General features: G+C 61.9%; 21 protein-coding genes and 1 tRNA gene. 18 read left to right on the top strand and 4 right to left on the bottom strand.

Going from position 1 to position 18,495, the window contains the following annotated elements; genetic code table 11:
• Positions 1 to 57: 57 nt before the first annotated feature.
• Entirely contained in the window at positions 58 to 972 is a 915-nt protein-coding gene (locus tag ABZS29_RS29310) for a hypothetical protein (RefSeq protein ID WP_355466601.1), read from the bottom strand.
• A 1,373-nt stretch (positions 973 to 2,345) separates the two neighbouring features.
• Here ABZS29_RS29310 and ABZS29_RS29305 point away from each other — a divergent pair.
• The 4 genes from ABZS29_RS29305 to ABZS29_RS29290 all read left to right on the top strand — a co-directional run bounded on the left by ABZS29_RS29305 (position 2,346) and on the right by ABZS29_RS29290 (position 7,495).
• Entirely contained in the window at positions 2,346 to 3,455 is a 1,110-nt protein-coding gene (locus tag ABZS29_RS29305) for a hypothetical protein (protein ID WP_355466600.1), read from the top strand.
• Positions 3,456 to 4,069: 614 nt separating this feature from the next.
• Complete coding sequence (locus ABZS29_RS29300) at positions 4,070 to 5,497, top strand: AAA family ATPase (RefSeq protein ID WP_355466598.1); 1,428 nt, start codon at positions 4,070 to 4,072, stop codon at positions 5,495 to 5,497.
• Between the two features lie 68 nt (positions 5,498 to 5,565).
• Entirely contained in the window at positions 5,566 to 6,087 is a 522-nt protein-coding gene (locus ABZS29_RS29295) for an RloB family protein (protein WP_355466596.1), read from the top strand.
• 616 nt (positions 6,088 to 6,703) lie between these two features.
• Positions 6,704 to 7,495: a hypothetical protein gene (locus tag ABZS29_RS29290; RefSeq protein WP_355466594.1), complete on the top strand. Its 792-nt coding sequence runs from the start codon at positions 6,704 to 6,706 to the stop codon at positions 7,493 to 7,495.
• Here the strand turns inward: ABZS29_RS29290 and ABZS29_RS29285 are convergent.
• Entirely contained in the window at positions 7,492 to 8,181 is a 690-nt protein-coding gene (locus ABZS29_RS29285; RefSeq protein WP_355466593.1) for an HAD family hydrolase, read from the bottom strand. The genes ABZS29_RS29290 and ABZS29_RS29285 overlap by 4 nt on opposite strands.
• Positions 8,178 to 9,023, bottom strand: coding sequence for a GntR family transcriptional regulator (locus ABZS29_RS29280; protein WP_355466591.1), 846 nt, complete (start codon positions 9,021 to 9,023; stop codon positions 8,178 to 8,180). Before ABZS29_RS29280 ends, ABZS29_RS29285 begins: the two co-directional genes overlap by 4 nt.
• A gap of 171 nt (positions 9,024 to 9,194) precedes the next feature.
• Between ABZS29_RS29280 and ABZS29_RS29275 the strand changes: the two genes are divergently transcribed.
• The 13 genes from ABZS29_RS29275 to ABZS29_RS29215 all read left to right on the top strand — a co-directional run bounded on the left by ABZS29_RS29275 (position 9,195) and on the right by ABZS29_RS29215 (position 17,486).
• Positions 9,195 to 9,515 carry a hypothetical protein gene (locus ABZS29_RS29275; protein WP_355466589.1) on the top strand — a complete coding sequence of 107 codons (321 nt, stop codon included), beginning with the start codon at positions 9,195 to 9,197 and terminating at the stop codon, positions 9,513 to 9,515.
• A 137-nt stretch (positions 9,516 to 9,652) separates the two neighbouring features.
• Positions 9,653 to 9,910: a hypothetical protein gene (locus ABZS29_RS29270; RefSeq protein ID WP_355466587.1), complete on the top strand. Its 258-nt coding sequence runs from the start codon at positions 9,653 to 9,655 to the stop codon at positions 9,908 to 9,910.
• A gap of 127 nt (positions 9,911 to 10,037) precedes the next feature.
• Complete coding sequence (locus ABZS29_RS29265; protein ID WP_355466585.1) at positions 10,038 to 10,871, top strand: hypothetical protein; 834 nt, start codon at positions 10,038 to 10,040, stop codon at positions 10,869 to 10,871.
• Entirely contained in the window at positions 10,864 to 11,706 is an 843-nt protein-coding gene (locus ABZS29_RS29260; RefSeq protein ID WP_355466583.1) for an FtsK/SpoIIIE domain-containing protein, read from the top strand. The genes ABZS29_RS29265 and ABZS29_RS29260 overlap by 8 nt, the downstream gene beginning before the upstream one ends.
• On the top strand, positions 11,703 to 11,924 hold the full coding sequence (locus ABZS29_RS29255) for a hypothetical protein (protein ID WP_355466581.1): 222 nt from the start codon (positions 11,703 to 11,705) through the stop codon (positions 11,922 to 11,924). Before ABZS29_RS29260 ends, ABZS29_RS29255 begins: the two co-directional genes overlap by 4 nt.
• Positions 11,921 to 12,238: a hypothetical protein gene (locus ABZS29_RS29250; RefSeq protein WP_355466579.1), complete on the top strand. Its 318-nt coding sequence runs from the start codon at positions 11,921 to 11,923 to the stop codon at positions 12,236 to 12,238. The genes ABZS29_RS29255 and ABZS29_RS29250 overlap by 4 nt, the downstream gene beginning before the upstream one ends.
• Positions 12,235 to 12,465 (top strand): hypothetical protein, encoded by a 231-nt coding sequence (locus ABZS29_RS29245; RefSeq protein ID WP_355466577.1) that lies wholly within the window; start codon positions 12,235 to 12,237, stop codon positions 12,463 to 12,465. The genes ABZS29_RS29250 and ABZS29_RS29245 overlap by 4 nt, the downstream gene beginning before the upstream one ends.
• A gap of 289 nt (positions 12,466 to 12,754) precedes the next feature.
• Positions 12,755 to 12,934, top strand: a complete 180-nt coding sequence (locus ABZS29_RS29240) for a hypothetical protein (protein WP_355466575.1) — start codon at positions 12,755 to 12,757, stop codon at positions 12,932 to 12,934.
• Positions 12,931 to 13,986 (top strand): hypothetical protein, encoded by a 1,056-nt coding sequence (locus ABZS29_RS29235; RefSeq protein WP_355466573.1) that lies wholly within the window; start codon positions 12,931 to 12,933, stop codon positions 13,984 to 13,986. Before ABZS29_RS29240 ends, ABZS29_RS29235 begins: the two co-directional genes overlap by 4 nt.
• A gap of 112 nt (positions 13,987 to 14,098) precedes the next feature.
• Positions 14,099 to 14,380 (top strand): hypothetical protein, encoded by a 282-nt coding sequence (locus ABZS29_RS29230; protein WP_355466571.1) that lies wholly within the window; start codon positions 14,099 to 14,101, stop codon positions 14,378 to 14,380.
• Positions 14,381 to 14,453: 73 nt separating this feature from the next.
• On the top strand, positions 14,454 to 16,040 hold the full coding sequence (locus ABZS29_RS29225; protein WP_355466569.1) for a replication initiator: 1,587 nt from the start codon (positions 14,454 to 14,456) through the stop codon (positions 16,038 to 16,040).
• A gap of 26 nt (positions 16,041 to 16,066) precedes the next feature.
• Positions 16,067 to 16,264, top strand: a complete 198-nt coding sequence (locus tag ABZS29_RS29220; protein ID WP_355466568.1) for a helix-turn-helix domain-containing protein — start codon at positions 16,067 to 16,069, stop codon at positions 16,262 to 16,264.
• 1 nt (position 16,265) lies between these two features.
• Entirely contained in the window at positions 16,266 to 17,486 is a 1,221-nt protein-coding gene (locus tag ABZS29_RS29215) for a tyrosine-type recombinase/integrase (RefSeq protein ID WP_355466566.1), read from the top strand.
• Between the two features lie 42 nt (positions 17,487 to 17,528).
• Here the strand turns inward: ABZS29_RS29215 and ABZS29_RS29210 are convergent.
• A tRNA-Lys gene (locus tag ABZS29_RS29210) sits at positions 17,529 to 17,604 on the bottom strand.
• Between the two features lie 131 nt (positions 17,605 to 17,735).
• Here ABZS29_RS29210 and ABZS29_RS29205 point away from each other — a divergent pair.
• Entirely contained in the window at positions 17,736 to 18,407 is a 672-nt protein-coding gene (locus tag ABZS29_RS29205) for a hypothetical protein (protein ID WP_355466564.1), read from the top strand.
• Positions 18,408 to 18,495: the final 88 nt, after the last annotated feature.

The raw sequence follows: 18,495 nt of genomic DNA, 5'->3' as shown, positions 1-18,495 counted from the left end.
ACTCCTCAGGAAAAGCTTTCGGCATGACAGACATCCTTCCAGCAAGGACCCAAGTCCTCACAGATCAGGAGTCAACCGAACCGGGGGCAGTCCCGCCTCGTCATCGCTGATCTTGCTGTCCGCCATGATGACCAGCCACGCAATCCACAACATCAACTGCGGATACCGGCTGGACCCACTCAGCCTCTCGGCCAACTCGATCAAGCGAGCCTCGTTCCGAAAGACAGCACGCGCATGCCGACCCGCGACCAGCGTCGTGTAGCGGTTCAACACGACAGTGAGAGGGATTCCGACCAGGGGAATGCCGACCTTGATGACGTTGCGCTGCAACAGGTACTTCCCTACGACAGGAAGCGCCCTCGCCGCCTTCAGAACATCCTTGGAGTAGAACTGCTTGATCAACGGTCGCACGAAGAACGGGACCGACTTGGTGACACCCTCCCGCGCCAGCTCTCCACCCTTGATAGTGAAGGCCACGCGAATGAGCTTCCACAGGTCATCAGGATCATCCAGGTCGAGCGGAATCCGATAGAGCGCCGAGATGTCATACGCCAACCGCAGCTGAAGCTGGGTGATGTAGGCCAGGTCAACCAGGAACGTCACCCCAGCCGCAGGCAAGGTCAGAGGCGAGGCTCCACCAGCAGTGCCGATGGTGGCAGCGACAGCCGCCGAGTAGGCCCCGGCAGACAGCCCACCTTCGAGCGCGGCAAACCGCGAAGCCATCGTGATCCGCTGCTCGACGATGCCGTCCGCAGGCACCCCGTCGTACTTCTCCTGAAAGTACTGCCAGTCGACCTTCTTGGTATAGGAACTCAACGCATGCGCGACGAGCTTCGAGAACCAGTCACCTGACTTGACGTCGCCCGGGCTCAGCCCTCTGACGAACTCCCGCAACTCTGTCCGGTCCCGCTCGACAGCAACCCGGTCGGCATCCTCCTCAGCGCCGCCACCGTCGTTAGGAGCATCAGTCATAGCGAGCTTCTCTCGGCAGATTCAGCCGACGGACGCCGACCAGAGCCGCCACCTTAATCCGCGATCCAGCCTCCTACAGCGCTACCGCTTCGACACCGCACATGTGACCATCTCGCGGTGTGACCCGTGCGACCTGCTGACAAGTCCGAGATCGCACAACTCATGGACAGCGCCGGCAACGCGAAACGCGGCCTAACCGGTGCGATCCCCAACTGCCAACGGCCCGGCCCCGACGGCCAGTACGTTCAGGCGATCGGCGTAGACGCCTCGGCCTGGGCCCGATCGCTACCAGAGATCCTCCGCGCCCTCCAAGCCTCCGGCATGTTCTCGGACACCGAGAACACCCAAGATCCGCGAGGGAGCCAAACTCGTCGGAGCCGGGAAGGACATCTGACTCTGGGGCCTAGCCGTTTGCACGTTCCAGTGCTCGCTCGGTCAGGACGACCTCGGGATTGCAGGCCTCGTGGGACTCGAACCCATCGCCCGCGGATTGTGAGACCGGGTTCATGTCGGGCGCGCTACTCGTCGGAAGTTACTTCCGATCTGGGATCCTTACCCACCATCATCGCGGCAGTTAGTAGCCGTCCCGCATCGTTTCGCTCGGAACGGTGGTGAAAAGGTGCTCAGAGGCCCTCTGTGTTGGCCTGAGACGGTGATTACGCCTCCGCGCCGGGATCGCATCCAATCAGCAGAGTTCGCTGGTTACGGCTCGAAGGTGCCCCATTCGTCGCTAGTTTCGGTTTCCTCGACCAGACATCCATGGAGAACCGACCAGCCGGTGAGCGTGTCAGCCGGCGCGACGGATCCGCTCGCCAAGTGACCGGAGACGAGTCACCGCGGCACGTACCTTGGCGCGAACCCGCTGACTTCGCCGCTTCATCATGGATGAGTCAAGCATCAGTTTAATTATCTCAAGCGTAGCTACGGTGATGCTGAGCAGTTGAGCAAGGAGCTCCATGCGAATCTCCTCCGGCCGGTCTCGCGGGCTACCTAGATCTAAACTGTGTATGCCTTGCGAAGACAACGAAATGTCGATCCGCCGCCGCTCCGCTGTCGCCGTGGCAGCTCAATGCCGTTGCGCTGTCATCTGACTGCCGGTCCCGTTGGTCTACTGACATCGCCGCCCAGCCAGGCATACGCTGTAACTCGACAGGGAGGTGGACGTGGGAGGTAGCCGAAATCTCCTGGCCATTTTGGTTTCACAAGGCGAACGCACGCATGAGGAAATAGTCAGGGACTACAATGCCTGCGCGCGTCTAATGCACGAGGATGCGGTACTCAGCATTAGAACGCTTCGACGGTGGCTAGCAGGTGAGACGACGTGGCCACGAGCCGCCCAGCGTCGAGTCGCCCATCAATTCTGGGGATTCTCGATGGCTGAACTTCTCGCGACCCCCATCCCTGATTCGCAGTTACCCGCCATCGACGTTTCAGCGGAAGCAAATCGCGGAGTTACAACGATAAGTAGAATCGAGGCTCAGGTTGTCATGGCAACTAAACGAGCTAGCGAATTTGCACGCAGAATTGAGACCGACGGGATTCGTGGCGAGGCGCTCGAACTTCTCAGGGACGACGTGGCACATATAGCCACAACCGGCGAAGCCTTGCCGGCCGCAGAGGCGATCGGTGGGTTGGTCGAGTTGCAAGAGGCCATATTTTCCGCGATTGAGCGCGGAGGACATCGTGTGCGGGATGCGCGTGAGCTCTTCGTCGGCGCGGCCATGACGACTGCGATGCTCTCTCGAGTCATGCAAGATCTCGGCCGCTCTCATCAGGCATTATCATTGTGTCGAACCGTCTACGTATGCGCTGACGCGGCAGAACATACGCCGCTCCAGGCATGGGCACGCAACGAGATGAGTCTTATCTCCTATCGAACTGGAAGCATCCGCCGCGCCCTCGACTTCGCCGATTCCGCAGTCTCGATAACACGCAGTTCGCGCGGCTCGACAAGGGCCTGGGCTTGGTCACTCAAGGCCCGCGCAGCAGCGGCTGTCCAAGGCGAAGCAGAAACCCGTGAAGCAATCGCACGCGCCCGTCAAGCTCGCGAGTCGATGGTGCCCGACGATCTGGACGACATCGGGGGCCTGTTCGACTTTTCTGAGGTCCGGCAGATCTACTATACGGCGGGTGCGCTCGTTTCCTTAGAAAATGCCAGTGTTGAGGCGGAGAGCGAAGCGCTGCAAGCGGTTAGCTTCTTTGAAGGCACACCCGGAAGCTACGCGACCGAAGCTGGGGCGAGGTCCGAACTAGCCCTGGCACGAGTCATGTTAGGCGAGATTGCGGGCGCGGCCGAGGCATTGCGGCCGGTTCTTGAACTACCACCGGAGCGACGGATTGCCGGAATTTTGGATAGCGTTGCACGCGTACAACGGGCGCTTACCGCGCCGCACCTGCGATTGTCGGGCGAGGCAGTTGACCTCAGGAATGAGATCGAGTCGTTTCGTCAGATCAGCGCCGCGCGAGCCATTGAGGCCAAGTAGCCCTGCCCTTCGGCTGTTAGCAGGCGATCCTGGGCGCGAGCGCGTCTTGGCGGCGAGGTTGTCCCCTGAACGCTCGTTCAGGGGACAGTTCGCCTGACGAGTCTGGTGAGGGTGAGTGCCTGCCCGTTGGCCGCCAACCAGGGGTAGGGGAGACCGCGGTGGGCGCGCGCCGGAGGCGCCAAAGGGAGAGTCGCCGCCGGAGGCGGTGTCCTTGTACTGCGGTGTCCTTGGTAGGCCCCGTGGGACTCGAACCCACAACCCGCGGATTGCCAATCCACATCGTGCACTAACGCTCATCACGCGTCAGTCCTGCGGGCTAAGCTGGCATTATCACACTGAGTAACTGTCATCAGATGTCGATGTCTTGCAACACTTCGCGCTCAAGAAGGTGGTGAAAGTGGTGGCTTGCCTCGCCGCCCCGCACGCCGGCGCGCGAACAGATGGGGCAAGTCCGTGGACGTGGGTGGATCAGATGTCTTGCCTTCCGAACGCAGAGGGGTACGGCACGTAGGTGGGCCTGACGGGGACCTCTTCTGAGCGCTGAGAGGATGACGTTTCGATTGCTCTTTCGTCGAGTATCGACCAGATTTGACCTGAAGGTGCATCATGGAGGCATGCAGATCCTTCGCTTCACTCTGGAGAACCACCAGAGCTTCCGGGACGAAGCGTCTATCAGCCTCGTCGATGAGTCGCTCAAGACGGCCACTCCGCCGGACGGAAGATCCTGGGTTGACTACACACGTCGAGTAGCGGCCATATACGGACCTAATGCGTCCGGAAAGTCTGCGCTGCTAGACGGCCTTCAATTCATGCGTAGTGTCATCCAACATTCTGCAACTCGATGGTCTGAAAACAAGCGTCTTCCTCAACGACCATTCCTCTTGGACGAAAATTCAAGATTTCGACCATCCACATATATGCTGGATTTTGTTCTAGAGGAAGTTAGATACCAATATGGCTTCACTTTCTCAACATCTGAAATAAAAGAGGAGTGGCTGTATTCGTACCCCACAGGCCGGAAGCGCATCCTATTTGAGCGTGGTATCGACGGCGAAGATTTAAAGTTCGGCCGCGCCCTCAAGGGCGGCGAAGTGATGATAGATCGCCTGACCGGTCAACGCGAACTTACGCTATCCCGGGGGGCCGTTTCGAAGAACCCCCAATTGAAGCGTATCTATGACGCAATAGTTGAGGGTATGGAGATCGCTGAATTCGGTGACGCCAACCGACAGGAACGCCTGAGGCGCGTTACTGCAGATGTCGCCGAGGGCGCTCTGGAGATTTCCGATCTTCTGTTGATGTTAAAGGTTGCGGACATTGGCATTATGAGTGCTGAGGTAGCTACCGAAGAAATGCCAAAGGGGTTCCAGCGAGTCTTCCAAGCGATCTTGAGTATCGTTCGCACGGAGGTCGCCTCCCGGCGCCAGGATGGAGACACATCCGACGACGCAGATTCAATTATCACCAAGGGGCCTGGCGGAACTTATCACCAAGATGCAATCTCAGAGATGAGCGAAGATGAGCTGCAGCAGATATCAGAGCAGTTGGCCCGTGCGCTGGTCTTCAACCATACCGGGGTTGATGGAAATTTGTACCCGCTTCCCAGTAATAGACAAAGTACCGGGACGCTAACCTGGCTTTCATTGGCGGCGCCTGCTCTCAGCATTATTCGGCGAGGCGGCGTACTGTGGATTGACGAGATCGACTCAAGCCTGCATCCACAACTGGCGCAGGTATTGATTCAGATGTTTGAGAATCTCGAGATCAATCGCATGGGTGCTCAGATCGTCTTCACTACACACGATACGTACTTCATGTCCCCATCGGCAGCTAACCCGCTGAAGGCACAGGATATTTGGTTGGTCGAGAAGGGTCGCGACGGCGCGAGCAAACTATACAGCGTTGCAGATTTCTCACTTCGGAGCGAACAGAATTTCGCACGCCGATACCTGCACGGCCGTTACGGAGCAATTCCGTCAGTCGCCCCGACTTTCCTCGCTGGGATCTGGCACGATGATGCTCCCGCGGAGATCGAGAACTGATGGGGGCGCGGTCGAGGGGGATCACCAGAACGAGCCGAAATCTTCGTGAACGTGAGAGGGTTCTGGTGGTGACCGAGGGGGTTAAGACAGAGGTTCAGTACATCGAAGGACTAGTGCAATACCTTAAGAGCACTGGAATCACGGTCCACGTACCGCAGACTTGCGGCGTCGGGCGGGATCCGCTGGGCGTTCTCCGGGAAGCCGAAGAGATACGCGATCAGGCGATTTCAATTGACCCCTTTGACGATGTATGGATTGTTGTAGATGTTGATCAACACACCACACTTGAGGAGTGTCTTCGAGAGGCCAGGAGAGGGGGCGTTTCCGTTGTGGTGACGAACCCATGCTTCGAACTGTGGCTCCTTTGGCACTTTGAGTTCTCGAAGAACAAGGACCATGATGCCGACTCCTTAGCCGCGCTTCTCGCTAAGCATGGGCACTTCGGAAAATCCGTCAGTCCAGACTTTCCGTTCGCGTCATATGTCAACGCTTGCGAGTGTGCGAAGAGATTTCCCGTGACTCATGGGTCTGTAGGCAAAGTCCCGTCATCGGCGATGCCGCACCTGATCGAGGTTTTTATCGCCAATTGAAGGATGAGGATCAGCGAACGTCCGGATCCTAATGTGTGAATCCGCGCGCTGCGCAGTCTCCCGTCTGACGCCTGAAGGCGTCACTCGCGATTGACGCGTACGTGTCAACGGGCACGCCGGGCAGGGGTGTCGCATCGCCCCGATAGCTGCCGACCTTAGGTTCGGTGTGGTGCGGGTCAAGGGTCGAGCTTGCTCGATCGCTCGCGACGCCGAAGGCGCTCTTGACGCGTGCTGCGCCGGACCGTCCCTCCCATTGTTGCTAGCGGGGCGATGCGGGAGCCAACCGGAGACGGGCTGACGACAGGATCCGCGGACGGCGGATGGCCGGCCTTTTCTGACAGCACCAGATCACAGGGTGCCGAGTAGCGGATAGCGAGTTCTGCCGTCTTTGACCCGGCACCCTGCTGCACGTGCGCGCCAGGCCAAGGGACGCGCCCAGAACGGAGCGCTAGCGCAGTGGCGGGCAGGCGGCCCGACCTTCGGTGGCGGCGCGCATTCGGGCCCCGAGGGGGCCCGTCTTGAAGACGTAGAGAAACTTGTCAGGGACTCGGACGTGCGACATGGTGTCCGGAACGGGAGGTCCGCAAGCGGACGATCAGGTTGCGAGGGATACGAGATGGCGACACGGCAGGGGAAGAACGAGTCCAGCGAAATGCAGGAAGTCCGCCAGATAATGGTCGCGTTCACGGCTGGCGACTCCTACGCACTCGGCAACATCTGGCGGCTAACAACCAAGCGGACCGACTTCTACCTTGAGCCGGTGGGAGTCCCCGGGGGCCTGCATCTCTCTGCCCACGGCCCTAACCGCAGGTTTCCGGATAGGCATCGCTTCCACGTGAAGGTTGCCGAAGACGCCGTTGAGAAGGCGACGCGCCGATCTCACTTCATGTATCACAAGGTTGGACCGCGGGGACATGAATTTGATGGCCAGGCGATCGCCCCTGGTGCATTCTTGGTCGCTCGCATCCGCTGGGTCTGGGATTTGCAACGCGAAGAATTCCGACAGGCAGCCTTGAACCGCGGCCCACTCCCGGAGATCGGGGCAGGTCAATCCGGGAGGAAGCTCAGCTCGATCTTGGAGCCTGAAGCGGCTGCTGACCTTGATCTGGTCGTTTCGTATGAAGAGCCGTACTGGCCGCATGAACGGGGCTCACTAGAACACAACGCCCGTCTAGGCCCTCTGCGCAATGACGCAGGCATGTGGCTAACGGCAACCTCCTACCGTCGATCGCTACTGAAGCATCCATCGCCGGACGGCTTGACACTCCCAGGTCCGACCGCCGACGAACAGCCAAATCGGATCATGAGCGGTGGCCCAGGCGACGACAAATCTGCCGATATTTACTGGTTTGTTGAGTCCATCACCTCGCGGGAACTCATCGAGGCTAACCAGGACAGCAGCGACTAAGCGTCTAGACCGAGCACTACAAGCGCATCGCGCATCTGGTCGATGACCGCGTCGGCACCGGCAGCGTTAAGCTCAGCATCCTTACCTGGCTTATTTGCGTATCCGAGGCTGCGGGTTCCGGCGGCAGCAGCGGCCACAATGTCGCTTACCTGGTCTCCGATGAGCACGGCTTCACCGGGTTTCACCTTCAGGGCCCGCACCGCGCGGACGACGAGGTAGGGGCTGGGCTTCATTCGGCCTGGATCAACCGGGTCACGTGCCTCAATATGGCGGACCTGGTCACTGAGCCCCAGGCGTTCGAGGTACGAGCGAATTGATGCCTCGCAGTTGTTGCTGACGATTGCGACAGGTCGATTCGCGGCTTCGCATGCACGCATGAAGTGAGAGATACCTGGCGTCGCTGTGGCACTCTCCACAGCCTTAACCTCGCCCGCTTGAAGTGCCTCCTCTACCTGCCGCCAGAGGGGCTGTCCGAGATGCGCTGAGGCTGCGAGAACCTCATGGGGGCCGTTGGCTTCAGAGATCTCCTGGGGCAGTTCTCCAACCGCATCGCGGATAAGTGCCCGAAGTTCTTCTGCTATCTGTGGCGCTGGGTAGCCCGCGAAGACCGAACAGACTGGGCCGTCGAAGTCCAGGAGAACGGCTTGGGTTGAGCGAAGGACAGATGCAGGGGATTCGCCGGTCACGGCGTGTGAGTCCGGCTGATGGTGCTCCAGACACTGTCGAACCACATGCGCGCTTGGTCGACGTACTGGGAGGCGGTAGCTCGGTCGTCATCGGTTACTGAGTGATGAAAGAGCACGGTGTCCTTACCTACGGCATCGAAGATGGGCACGTTCTTCCCATCGATGGATACATCCCGTTCGACCACGGGATAGAAGCCGAAGAAGACCTCTTCCTCATTGAGGAGGTACATCTTGAACATCATCGGGAGGTTCACAACTCGGCACTCGACACTCGTCTTCTGGACAAGGCCAATCTTGCTGAGCTCCTCGATGGCTTCGATGATTTGGCCGGCCGATCGATGGGCGATCTGCGCTACGCGGCCACGTACAGCCGGGTCGTCTCCCGGCTTGCGTCCCGCACGAGACGGAACTGCCATCGGCTGCGACATGTCGGGGATCAGCAGCCGGATGCTGATGGACTCAGGCGTGAGACGCCCGCGCCGGATCCGGTCGACAGGCTCCTCGAGCGCACCGAGCAGCGTTTCGCCGGTAAGGCCTGCGAAGTCGATGGTCACACGCGAGTGCTCGAAGGCACTCTCGATGGAGGGGCGGAGCCCAACAGCCTGGTCAGCTCTGTCACGGACATAGACCCCGCTGCCCGCCCGGGACACGATCAATCCCTCATCCCGCAGCAGGCGCAGAGCTTGTTGGATGGTCATCCGAGCGACGCCGTACTGATTCGCCAGCTCGCTCTGCGATGGAAGCTTCTCCCCCGCGTTGTACCGGTGCGTAAGGATGGCCGCACGCAGTGTGTTTGCTACCTGCTTGTACGGCGGACGCGGGTCGTTGGGGTCTAGCTCCATGTCAACCATGGTACCGCCTGGCTAGCCAGCCTAGGGGAAATCTGTTCGGAACTCTTGACCTGACTAGCCAGGTTAGGTAGCTTAGGCGACATTAAAGCTGACTAGCGAGGCTAGCTCGCTCGATCAGCGGCACCAATTGGGTGCCTCTCACGCCTTGGAGGGCGATTCCTCATGAAGCTGAACATCGACACCACGGGCAAGACGTTCACGGTCACGAAGGCTGTGGAGGAGAAGAAGGACCAGAACGGCCGGCAGAAGGCTGACCGGGACACCAACGAGCTGCTCTGGTCGGTTCAGGTGATGGCGCTCGACGAGACGGGCGGCGAGGTGATCAACGTGACTTTGACGGGCAATGCCATGCCGAAGATCAACGTTGGCTCCGTCGTCGTGCCGGTTGAGCTGGTTGCCATGCCGTGGGCCACCAATGGGCGGAACGGTGTTGCGTACAAGGCGAAGACCCTTAACGCCGCGTCGGGTTCTGCTGCGAAGTAGTTCTCCACTCGTCCCGTGATCCGTGCACTGCTCAGCAAGGGGTAGTCATGTCGCAACCGATGGAACATCGAGCCGTCACCGCGAATCAAGCACGGTCCGAGTATGTGGCCAAGTGCAACGAAGTCATCGAAATCGAGATGGTACTCACGTACCTCGAAACCGCTCTCGCACGCAGCCTTCAGGTTGCTGAACCGGTCGTCGCTGACCACCGCGAGGTGCACGCCGTCTACGCGTCCGACGCGTTCTGGCAGCTACTGGAGATGTACCGCGATGCCGAGAACCGGCGTCGTGATCTGTACGCCGCACGCGACTACGCGTACGCGGTCTGGAAGTCCGCTTCGAGCGGAACCACCTCGGCTGACGCTTACGTGTCAACGCCGCTGATCAAGAGCTAGAACCCAAGAACGGCCCTCGAAAGGGCCGCTCCCTGGATACGAGACGCCAAGTCGGGCCTTCGGCCTAGGAAACCTGTCCCGGCTTGGTGTCTGTCCTGACTCAACCCCCTGATCGGGAGGTCTTGTCATGCCTAAATCTACCCGCACGCGCTCGACACGTCGAGGCAGCCGCGGTTCTACCGCTACCGGAACCATCGAGACCATCACCCGGCCGAATCAGTCGGCACCGGTCAAGTTCCTCCTCGCGGTCTGGCGCTGGCGCTGGGAACTGTTCGTTCTGGCCACCGCCGCCTACATCACTCTCGCCCATGGAGGCGAGATCGTGGCCTACTTCGAGGCCAACGAACCCTGGTTCAACCTGGTCCTGATCATCTTGGTCCTGGGCTGGATCGTCACCGACAACCCCGCGCGCCGGTTCGTCGTGAACCGGGTCTGGTGTGTCGTCACCCGGCACCGTGTCCGGGCCTGTCTGGTCGAGATGCGGACCCTGAACTACTCGGGGAACCTGCCGTTCATCTTCGCCTGCCTGTCCACGAAAACCGGCCAGGTCGTCTGGCTGTGGATGCGCCCCGGTCTGTCGATGGAAGACCTCGACAACAAGGCCGAAACCATCGCCTCGGCGTGCTGGGCACGCAAGGCAGTCATCGAACGCTCCAAGCGCAACGCGGCCGTGGTCCGTATCGAGATCAACCGGCGCGACCCGCTGTCGAAGACACACATCGTGTCCCCACTGCTGAACGACACCAGCGACATGCCCGAACAGGCGGTCGCAGACGACGCGGTCATGGCGTTCCTCACGCCCGACACCGTCCCTGACGAGTCCACCACGCAAAGGCCGGCCAAAACCGGCACCGGTGAGACCCGCACCAAGACATCGAAAACCAAGTACACCGCGACGGTCGACGACCAGCAAACGGTGATCTTGGGAGCCAACGGAGAAGACGTGTCCGACTATGTCTAGCTTCAGACCCAAGCAGGTGTTCCCCCGGCGCACGCCGGGGGTCACCCCCGCACCACGAGGTGCGCTGTCCATCTACGACCCGTGCTACCTGGGTCTCGACGCACGCGGCCGAGCTGTGCGCGTCACGCTCATGTACCGCAATATCCTCATCGGCGGAGAACCCGGCGCGGGCAAGTCCGTTGCCCAAGGCAATATCGTCGCCCATGCCGCACTCTGCACTGACGTCGATCTCATCCTGATTGACGGCAAGATCGTCGAACTCCTTCCCTATGCACCGGTCGCGGCAGAGTTCGTCGGCAACGACATGCGCAAAGCACTTCGGATCCTGCGTGAACTACAGGCGGATCTCGATGAGAGATACCTGCACCTTGCCCGCACCGGCGGCAAGAAGATCGTTCCTGGCGACGGTTTCCGGGCCAAGCTCCTGTGCATCGACGAGCTGGCCTACTTCACCGTCACCGCAGGCACCAAAGAACAGCAAGAAGAGTTCCGCACCCTGGTTCGGGACATCGTCGCTCGTGGCCGCGCAGCGGGCATCATCACGGTCGCATCAACCCAGCGCCCCAGCGCTGACATCGTCCCCACCTCACTACGGGACCTGTTCGGCTACCGGCTCGCGTTCCGGTGCGCCACCGACTCAAGCTCCGACATCATCCTCGGCACCGGCTGGGCATCCCAAGGTCACACGGCCGTCGATATCGAACCCGAAGCCCTCGGAGTCGGACTTCTCCGCGCTGAAGGCGGATTCCCGCGACGCCTCAAGACGGCGTTCCTCGAAGACGCCCACGTCAACCAGATCGTCCGCCGCGCAGCACACCTCCGGAAGGCGGCATGACCCCCATGATCACCATCAAACCCATCCCCGCCGACGCCATGACTCGCGTCCGCGACACTACCGGCAATCCCGGCTGGCTCCACGACTGCGGAGCGTTCGTCTACGCACCTGATCAGCCGCACCGCTGCGGTGTCTGCTGGTCGGCCGGCCGAACCCGCTGGGCCCACAACGGCAACTGGCAACCCGCCTACGTCACCCGCCAGGCGGTGTCGTCATGACCTACTACGACGAATCCAGTGGCGAACGCAACGACCGCGCCTACATCGGCTACGAGTTCACTGACCACGCCGTCACCGGCATCAACCTTGCCTGCAACGGCAAAAACCCACTGGTAGCGATTGATCTGGGCGGCATGCCGCTCGATGTCGAACTCATCACAGGCTCAGTCACCGCACTCAGCCAACTCATCGACGCGCTCTATGAAGCCCGGCAACTCCTCGAAGACCACCAGGTCGAGCACATCGCCGAAGACATGACGCGCAGTCAAGACGCGGTCTACATCCCCGCCGAATGGACGGAGGACCAGCCATGACCAAGTCACACGACGACCGTCAGGTCATCCTTCGCAAGCACCGCGAAACGGTCGACCGAGCGATGCGGGAACTCGTCAACGACCTTCGTGCTCACACCCTGTCGCTGCCATTCGAGGGAAGCGACGAGCAGATCGGCCAGGCGAGCAACGCACTCATGATCTACAACGAAGCATTCGACCTGCGTGAGCACGTCGCCTCGTTCTTCTCGACCTGGATCGACGACTAATGCGCGCGGCACCGAAACGCCGCGTGACACGTAACTGTCAAGGCCAACAAGCCATCGCGACAGACCTCACTGAGACCCCCGCTATCCCGGCCTCCGAGCCGGTCAAGAAGAAGACCCCGTCCAAGAAGACCCACCGCTCACAGCGAGCAGAGGACTGGGCACATACGACAGTCGGCGATCCCTGGCCCTGTGCGATCTGCGGACACAACGCCTTCATGCGTGACCCCTACACAGGACGCCCCTGTCACCTCATCTGCGCCAAAACCCAAGCACACGAAAGAGGCGAGCAATGGTGAACATCATCAGGATCTGCCTGCACTGCGATGCACAACTCAGCCGGGAACTGCTATCCGGCACCCCGCACAACGGGATCTACGGGTGGGTGGACGTCCTATCCGGCGACGAGGGTGGCACCTACGACTACTGCCCCGTCAACCCGAGCCACGAGCACCAGGCGGCGGCCCGATGAGCCTCGACCTCGCTCCTGTCGTCCAGGTCCCCGGACGACTCACTCTCATCGAAGAGCCGGCCAATCCGGAACCGGTCGTTGCGAAGCCCGCGACCACGACCAAGCTCACCGGGCTGACCAACCACAACACCGCTGCACTGTCCGGCATCACCGGCTGGGAGGTCACCAAGACCACCGCCGTCTACAGCGGCACCCCGGCCGCCGCCCACACCGCAGTCCAGAAGCAAATGGATCAGGTCCGCGCTGCTGAAGGTGGCAGAGCACACGGCTACACCTCGCTGATTGCCGTACGCAACAAGCTCAAGGAACTGTCCACCGGCGGCAGTCACCCGGCCGTCTCGGTCACCATCAAACGGGCCACCAAGAAGACGAGCGCGAAGACGCGCACCGGGTCACCAAAAGCTCGGCTGACACGTAAGCGTCAAACCGAGTACACCACCGCGGAACTCGTCTCAGCCCTCGAAGGAGCCTGGACAGCCATCCGCGCCAACCACCAAGAGATCCCGGCCGTCGTGATCATCGTCGGCTCCGGAACCTCCACCAAACAAGCCAAGTACGGCCACTTCGCCGCCAGCCGCTGGCAACACGGCGAACAACGCCTGGCCGAAGTCCTCATCTCCGGCGAAGGACTCAGGCGAACCGCCGAAGAGGTCTTCACCACCTTGTTGCACGAAGCCACCCACGCTCTCGCGAACACCCGTGAGATCCAAGACACCAGCCGACAAGGACGCTGGCACAACCAGAAGTTCGCTCAGCTCGCATCAGAGCTAGGTCTCGACACCGGTACCAAAGATCCCAGCCACGGCTGGTCCAAGTGCACCCTGCGGACTGAGACCACGACCACCTACAAGAGCGTCATCGCCGAACTGAAGAAGGCGCTCATCGCCTACCGCCACCCCGAAGCAGTCGGGGGCGGAGCCAAGAAGAACAACAACAACGCCGTGGCCTGCGCATGCCAGTGCCCCCGGCGTATCCGCGTCGCCAAAGCAGTTCTCGCAGAAGGCGAGATCACCTGCAGCGTCTGCGACTCCAACTTCGAACCCGACGAATAACTACACGGTTCGTTGCTGGCTCTCCTCTCCGGAATCCACGGGGTCCCGGAGGGAAGGGCGAACACCGAACAGCACCAGTGCAAACCCATCACCACAACGGACGGAGAACACCATGACCAGCACGCCAGTGGACATCAACGCCTACGCCAACATCATGGCCTACCGCGACATCGCCGATCACGACTTCCAGTGCGACTGGGTCACTGCCGAACACTACGGCGACCACGACTGGTGCCCCTCCGTCCTCGAGCAAGGCGACCCCTACGCGCTGGTCGTCCGCATCAATCCCGCCAGCAACCCCGAGCCGTTCGAGGTCATCGGCCGCTACTGCATCGGTTGCGGCTACTACCTGTTCGGCACCCCCGAACCCGCACCCCTCACCCCCATCTTCTAACCCACCTTGCCAAAGGCCGGCCAAACACCGGCCCCTTCAACGCAAGCCCTCGACACCTCGGAAGGAGGCCACCATGACCCGCAGCACCAACGACACCGACAACGCCATCGACGTCCTGAGCGGCCTCCTCGGAGGCGTCGAAGTCCTCGCCACCTACGAACCCCACTCCGACCGCGAATTCATCCCCGGCAGTGCCAACAGCAACAGCCCCGCAAACGCCCTGGAGACCGCTCTACAGCGCGCAGCAACCGCCGCCGACTACAACGCCTGGCTCGACCACACCGCGTCGGCAGGCGGCTGTCAACGCCCTGTGCGGCTCCGCGGCGAGTCCCACATCGTGTCCGAACGCACCGGCCGCATCATCTCCACTCGCCACACCGACGACATGCCCGGCGGCGTCATCTACAAGGCCTGCGGCAACCGCCGCGCCGCCGTCTGCCCCTCCTGCGCCGAAACCTACCGAGGCGACACCTACCAACTCGTCCTCGCAGGCCTCGCAGGCGGCAAAGGCATCCCCACCACCGTCACCCAGCACCCCTCAGCGTTCGTCACCTTCACCGCCCCCACCTTCGGACCCGTCCACGGCACCCGCACCATCCGAGGCCAAGGCGGCAGCCTGCGCCACCGGCCCTGCCGACCACGCCGCGAACCCGACCTGTGCCCCCACGGCCGCGACCTGCGCTGCCACCAAACCCACGCCGAAGGCGAACGCATCCTCGGCACCCCGCTGTGCCTGGACTGCTACGACCACGACCACCAAGTCGTCTGGAACGCCCTGTCCGGCGAACTCTGGCGACGCACCATGGACCGCGCCAAAGACATCCTCCGCAGCGAAGCCAAAAAGCACGGGGCATCGGTCAAGCTCTCCTACGGCAAGGTCGCCGAAATGCAAGCCCGAGGCGTCGCCCACTTCCACGCCCTCATGCGCCTCGACGGCGTCAACCCACTCGATCCCGCACTCGTTGAGCCGCCCGCCTGCGCAGCCACCTACACCATGCTCGCCGACGCCGTCCGCCGCGCCGCCGAAGTCACCCGGTTCCGGTCGCTGCCGCACCCCGACCAGCCCGACGGCTGGCTCATCGAATGGGGCACCCAACTCGACCTCCGCCCCGTCCGGCAGACCGTTGACGGAGCCATCACCGAAACTGCCGTCGCCGGATACCTCGCCAAGTACGCGACCAAAGGCGCCGAAGCCACCGGACACTCATCCGCCAGGCTCACCGCCGCCAGCGTCCGTCGCTACGCCACCCTGCACACCCACGCCGGCCGATTGGTCGACGCCTGCTGGCGAATCGGACGCGACGGCTCCGACCTCGACGAAACCGAAGCCGCCAAGAACTCCGGACGCCTGTCCTACCGCAGGCTCCAACGCTGGGCACACATGCTCGGCTTCGGCGGCCACTTCTCCACCAAGAGCCGTCAGTACTCCACCACCCTCAAGGCGCTACGGGAAGCGCGCGCTAACTGGCGACGCGACCGCCACCGCGCCAAAGACCACACCGACGACACCGAAACCACACTCATCGTCGGCAACTTCTCCTACGCAGGCACCGGCTGGAAGACCATCGGCGACGCACTCCTAGCCAACACCGCAGCCGCCAAAACCCGCGAGCATCGACGACTCATCAAGGAACTGATTGCCGAGAGCAACGAGGACTGACACGTAACTGTCAAAGGAGGAGTGCAATGTCTGTACCGCAGCATCGAGATGATCGGCTGTGGAGCATCGAGGACCTGTCTGACTTCCTCGGTGTTCCGGTGCCGACCCTGTACCGGTGGCGAACGACTGGCTATGGCCCGAAGGGTGTTCGGATCGGCCGCTACGTCCGCTACCAGCGCGACAACGTCTACGCCTGGCTGAAGTCGCTGGAAGGGGCTGCCTGAGATGGCGCAGCAACGATTGCCCATCGGGACCTGGGGCAAGATCAGAACCCACGCTGTCACCGACTCCAAGGGTCGTGTGTCCTATCGCGCCATGGCCAAGTTCCGCGACTTCAACGGCGCGGTCGTACCGGTCGAACGGCGAGGCAAGACCAAGGGTGCCGCGATATCGAATCTTCGGACGGCGCTGCGTGAACGCGCGAAGATGGGAAAGGCCGGCACTTGGACGACGACACATCGGTTCAGCGAGATCGCTGACGAATGGGTTGAAGAGATCGAGGAGCTTGTAAGAGATGGCTCTCGCTCTCCCGGCACGATCCAGATCTACAGGTCAATCCTGGAGAAGCACGTCCGCCCAGCCTTGGGTGAACTCCGTCTGGCGGAAGTGACCACTGCGCGGGTGGATGTCTTCATTCGGCGGATCAAGTCTGACGTTGGCGTACCAACGGCCAAGCTTTGCCGGAGTGTCGTCTCCGGAGTGATGGGACTGGCTGTCCGGAGCGGTCCCCTCGACGCCAACCCTGTTCGTGAAATCCGCCGAATCGAGCAACCCAGGAAGAAGAAGCTCGCACGGTCGCTCACCATTGAGGAGGTTGACCTGTGGCTCAATGCGGTCGACGCGAATGAGTACGCCAAGTCGAAAGACATCCCAGCTCTCAGCCTCTTCATGCTCGGCACAGGCGTTCGGATCGGCGAAGCTCTAGCACTCACCTGGGCAGAGGTCGACCTAGCGGCCGCTGCGGTGGAAATCGAATGGACCGTCGGCAGGATCAGTGGCCAAGGACTGCTTCGTCGACCAACCAAATCGTCGGCCGGAGAGCGCACCCTGCCCCTTCCCCAGCGGGTTTTGGACATGCTGACCAAGCGGCACGATGCAGGAGTTCAGCTCGACTGGCCGGTGTTCCCGGACTCCATCGGCGGGTATCGCGATCCCAACAACACCCTCAAGATCTTTCGCAAGGTCCGGGCTGAGGTCGAGTCCCTGGAATGGGTCAAGTCGCACAACTTCCGGAAGACCCTCGCCACGATCCTGGACGGCGACGGACAGTCCGCTCGGCAGATCGCTGACCAGCTTGGGCACAGCCGGGTCTCGATGACTCAGGACGGCTACCTCGGGCGCAAGATCAAGAACCCGGGAGCGGCCAAGGCCATGGATGCCGTGTTCGGCCAGGCGGACCGCCAGGAGGGCTCGGACAGCCAAAAGCATGGCAAAGATGTGGGCTGAGAGCCTGGTGCTGGTGGCCATGGTGGCTCTGACCTGCGGTTTTGGTAGGCCCCGTGGGACTCGAACCCACAACCCGCGGATTAAAAGTCCGCTGCTCTGCCAATTGAGCTAGAGGCCCCGGTGGTGAGGGGTTGGGGACCAGTGTGGCAGATGTGGGGTTGAGGGGGTGTTTCTGGGGTGGGGGGAGGCGTACTGTCGGGAGTCGGGGAGTACTACTCGCGCGCCGGGGGGCTGGGGTGAGGGGGCGGTATGGGGGTTGTGGAGCGGGACGCTATCGCGGGGGCTCATGACGAGGTGGTGACTGCTTGGAAGGAGATTGTCGAGCAGGCTTCGTCGATGGGGCTGGCCGATCGGATCGTGATCGGGGTGAAGTTGCGGGCTCGGGCCGAGGCATTGGCCAACTATGAGGGGCTGGCTCGGGGGGCTGGGGATCTGGCGACGGATGCGCGGGCGTTCGCGGCGGCGGTGAAGGCGCAGAATCCGTTGACGACGGTGGTTGCTGTGGTGGGGATTGCGGCGGGGGTGCTGGGGTTTTTCGGGTTGTGGTCGTTTCAGGCGTTGCGGAAGGCGCTGACGCCGGCTGCGGAGGCGGCTGAGGTGGGGATGGCGCAGACCACGGCGGCGTTGATCGGGGTGGTGACGGTTGCGTCGGGTGGGGTGATTGTGGCGGTGGTGCGGGCTGCGGTGGAGGCTGCGCGGGCTGCTGTGGAGGCGCTGGAGAGTTTCAGTGCGCGGTCGCATCCTTCGGCGGTGTTGTTGCGGGAGGTCCGGCCGGCGGAGGAGCGGTTGTTCGCGGTGTTTCGCCAGCGGGTGCCGGAGCCGCCGATCAGTGCGGGGCCGTTGATCGCGCTCGGGAGTGTCGGGCTGGTGGTCGGGGTCGTGTTCGCGGCGCTGGCGGGGGTCGGCGCGGCGGCGACCTGAGAAGTACGGCGTTCAGGTCTGGTCCAGCGATCGATCGGGGTGTTATGTAGTTGTCTTCGCCTGGGTGGTCCAGGCGCTGACAATCCTG

The sequence above is a fragment of the Kribbella sp. NPDC005582 genome (genome assembly GCF_040605415.1).
Lineage (GTDB): Bacteria > Actinomycetota > Actinomycetes > Propionibacteriales > Kribbellaceae > Kribbella.
Note: the sequence above shows the minus strand (reverse complement) of the source record. Positions and strands in the feature narration are given on the sequence as shown.

What these genes read in the sequence shown, in the direction of transcription:
- ABZS29_RS29300 (WP_355466598.1), top strand. Translation starts at nt 4,070, where the DNA reads ATGCAGATCCTTCGCTTCACTCTGGAGAACCACCAGAGCTTCCGGGAC.
- ABZS29_RS29245 (WP_355466577.1), top strand. Translation starts at nt 12,235, where the DNA reads ATGACCAAGTCACACGACGACCGTCAGGTCATCCTTCGCAAGCACCGC.
- ABZS29_RS29260 (WP_355466583.1), top strand. Translation starts at nt 10,864, where the DNA reads ATGTCTAGCTTCAGACCCAAGCAGGTGTTCCCCCGGCGCACGCCGGGG.
- ABZS29_RS29250 (WP_355466579.1), top strand. Translation starts at nt 11,921, where the DNA reads ATGACCTACTACGACGAATCCAGTGGCGAACGCAACGACCGCGCCTAC.
- ABZS29_RS29225 (WP_355466569.1), top strand. Translation starts at nt 14,454, where the DNA reads ATGACCCGCAGCACCAACGACACCGACAACGCCATCGACGTCCTGAGC.
- ABZS29_RS29270 (WP_355466587.1), top strand. Translation starts at nt 9,653, where the DNA reads ATGGTACTCACGTACCTCGAAACCGCTCTCGCACGCAGCCTTCAGGTT.
- ABZS29_RS29310 (WP_355466601.1), bottom strand. Translation starts at nt 972, where the DNA reads ATGACTGATGCTCCTAACGACGGTGGCGGCGCTGAGGAGGATGCCGAC.
- ABZS29_RS29230 (WP_355466571.1), top strand. Translation starts at nt 14,099, where the DNA reads ATGACCAGCACGCCAGTGGACATCAACGCCTACGCCAACATCATGGCC.
- ABZS29_RS29220 (WP_355466568.1), top strand. Translation starts at nt 16,067, where the DNA reads ATGTCTGTACCGCAGCATCGAGATGATCGGCTGTGGAGCATCGAGGAC.
- ABZS29_RS29215 (WP_355466566.1), top strand. Translation starts at nt 16,266, where the DNA reads ATGGCGCAGCAACGATTGCCCATCGGGACCTGGGGCAAGATCAGAACC.
- ABZS29_RS29205 (WP_355466564.1), top strand. Translation starts at nt 17,736, where the DNA reads ATGGGGGTTGTGGAGCGGGACGCTATCGCGGGGGCTCATGACGAGGTG.
- ABZS29_RS29290 (WP_355466594.1), top strand. Translation starts at nt 6,704, where the DNA reads ATGGCGACACGGCAGGGGAAGAACGAGTCCAGCGAAATGCAGGAAGTC.
- ABZS29_RS29280 (WP_355466591.1), bottom strand. Translation starts at nt 9,023, where the DNA reads ATGGAGCTAGACCCCAACGACCCGCGTCCGCCGTACAAGCAGGTAGCA.
- ABZS29_RS29240 (WP_355466575.1), top strand. Translation starts at nt 12,755, where the DNA reads ATGGTGAACATCATCAGGATCTGCCTGCACTGCGATGCACAACTCAGC.
- ABZS29_RS29255 (WP_355466581.1), top strand. Translation starts at nt 11,703, where the DNA reads ATGACCCCCATGATCACCATCAAACCCATCCCCGCCGACGCCATGACT.
- ABZS29_RS29305 (WP_355466600.1), top strand. Translation starts at nt 2,346, where the DNA reads ATGGCTGAACTTCTCGCGACCCCCATCCCTGATTCGCAGTTACCCGCC.
- ABZS29_RS29265 (WP_355466585.1), top strand. Translation starts at nt 10,038, where the DNA reads ATGCCTAAATCTACCCGCACGCGCTCGACACGTCGAGGCAGCCGCGGT.
- ABZS29_RS29275 (WP_355466589.1), top strand. Translation starts at nt 9,195, where the DNA reads ATGAAGCTGAACATCGACACCACGGGCAAGACGTTCACGGTCACGAAG.
- ABZS29_RS29235 (WP_355466573.1), top strand. Translation starts at nt 12,931, where the DNA reads ATGAGCCTCGACCTCGCTCCTGTCGTCCAGGTCCCCGGACGACTCACT.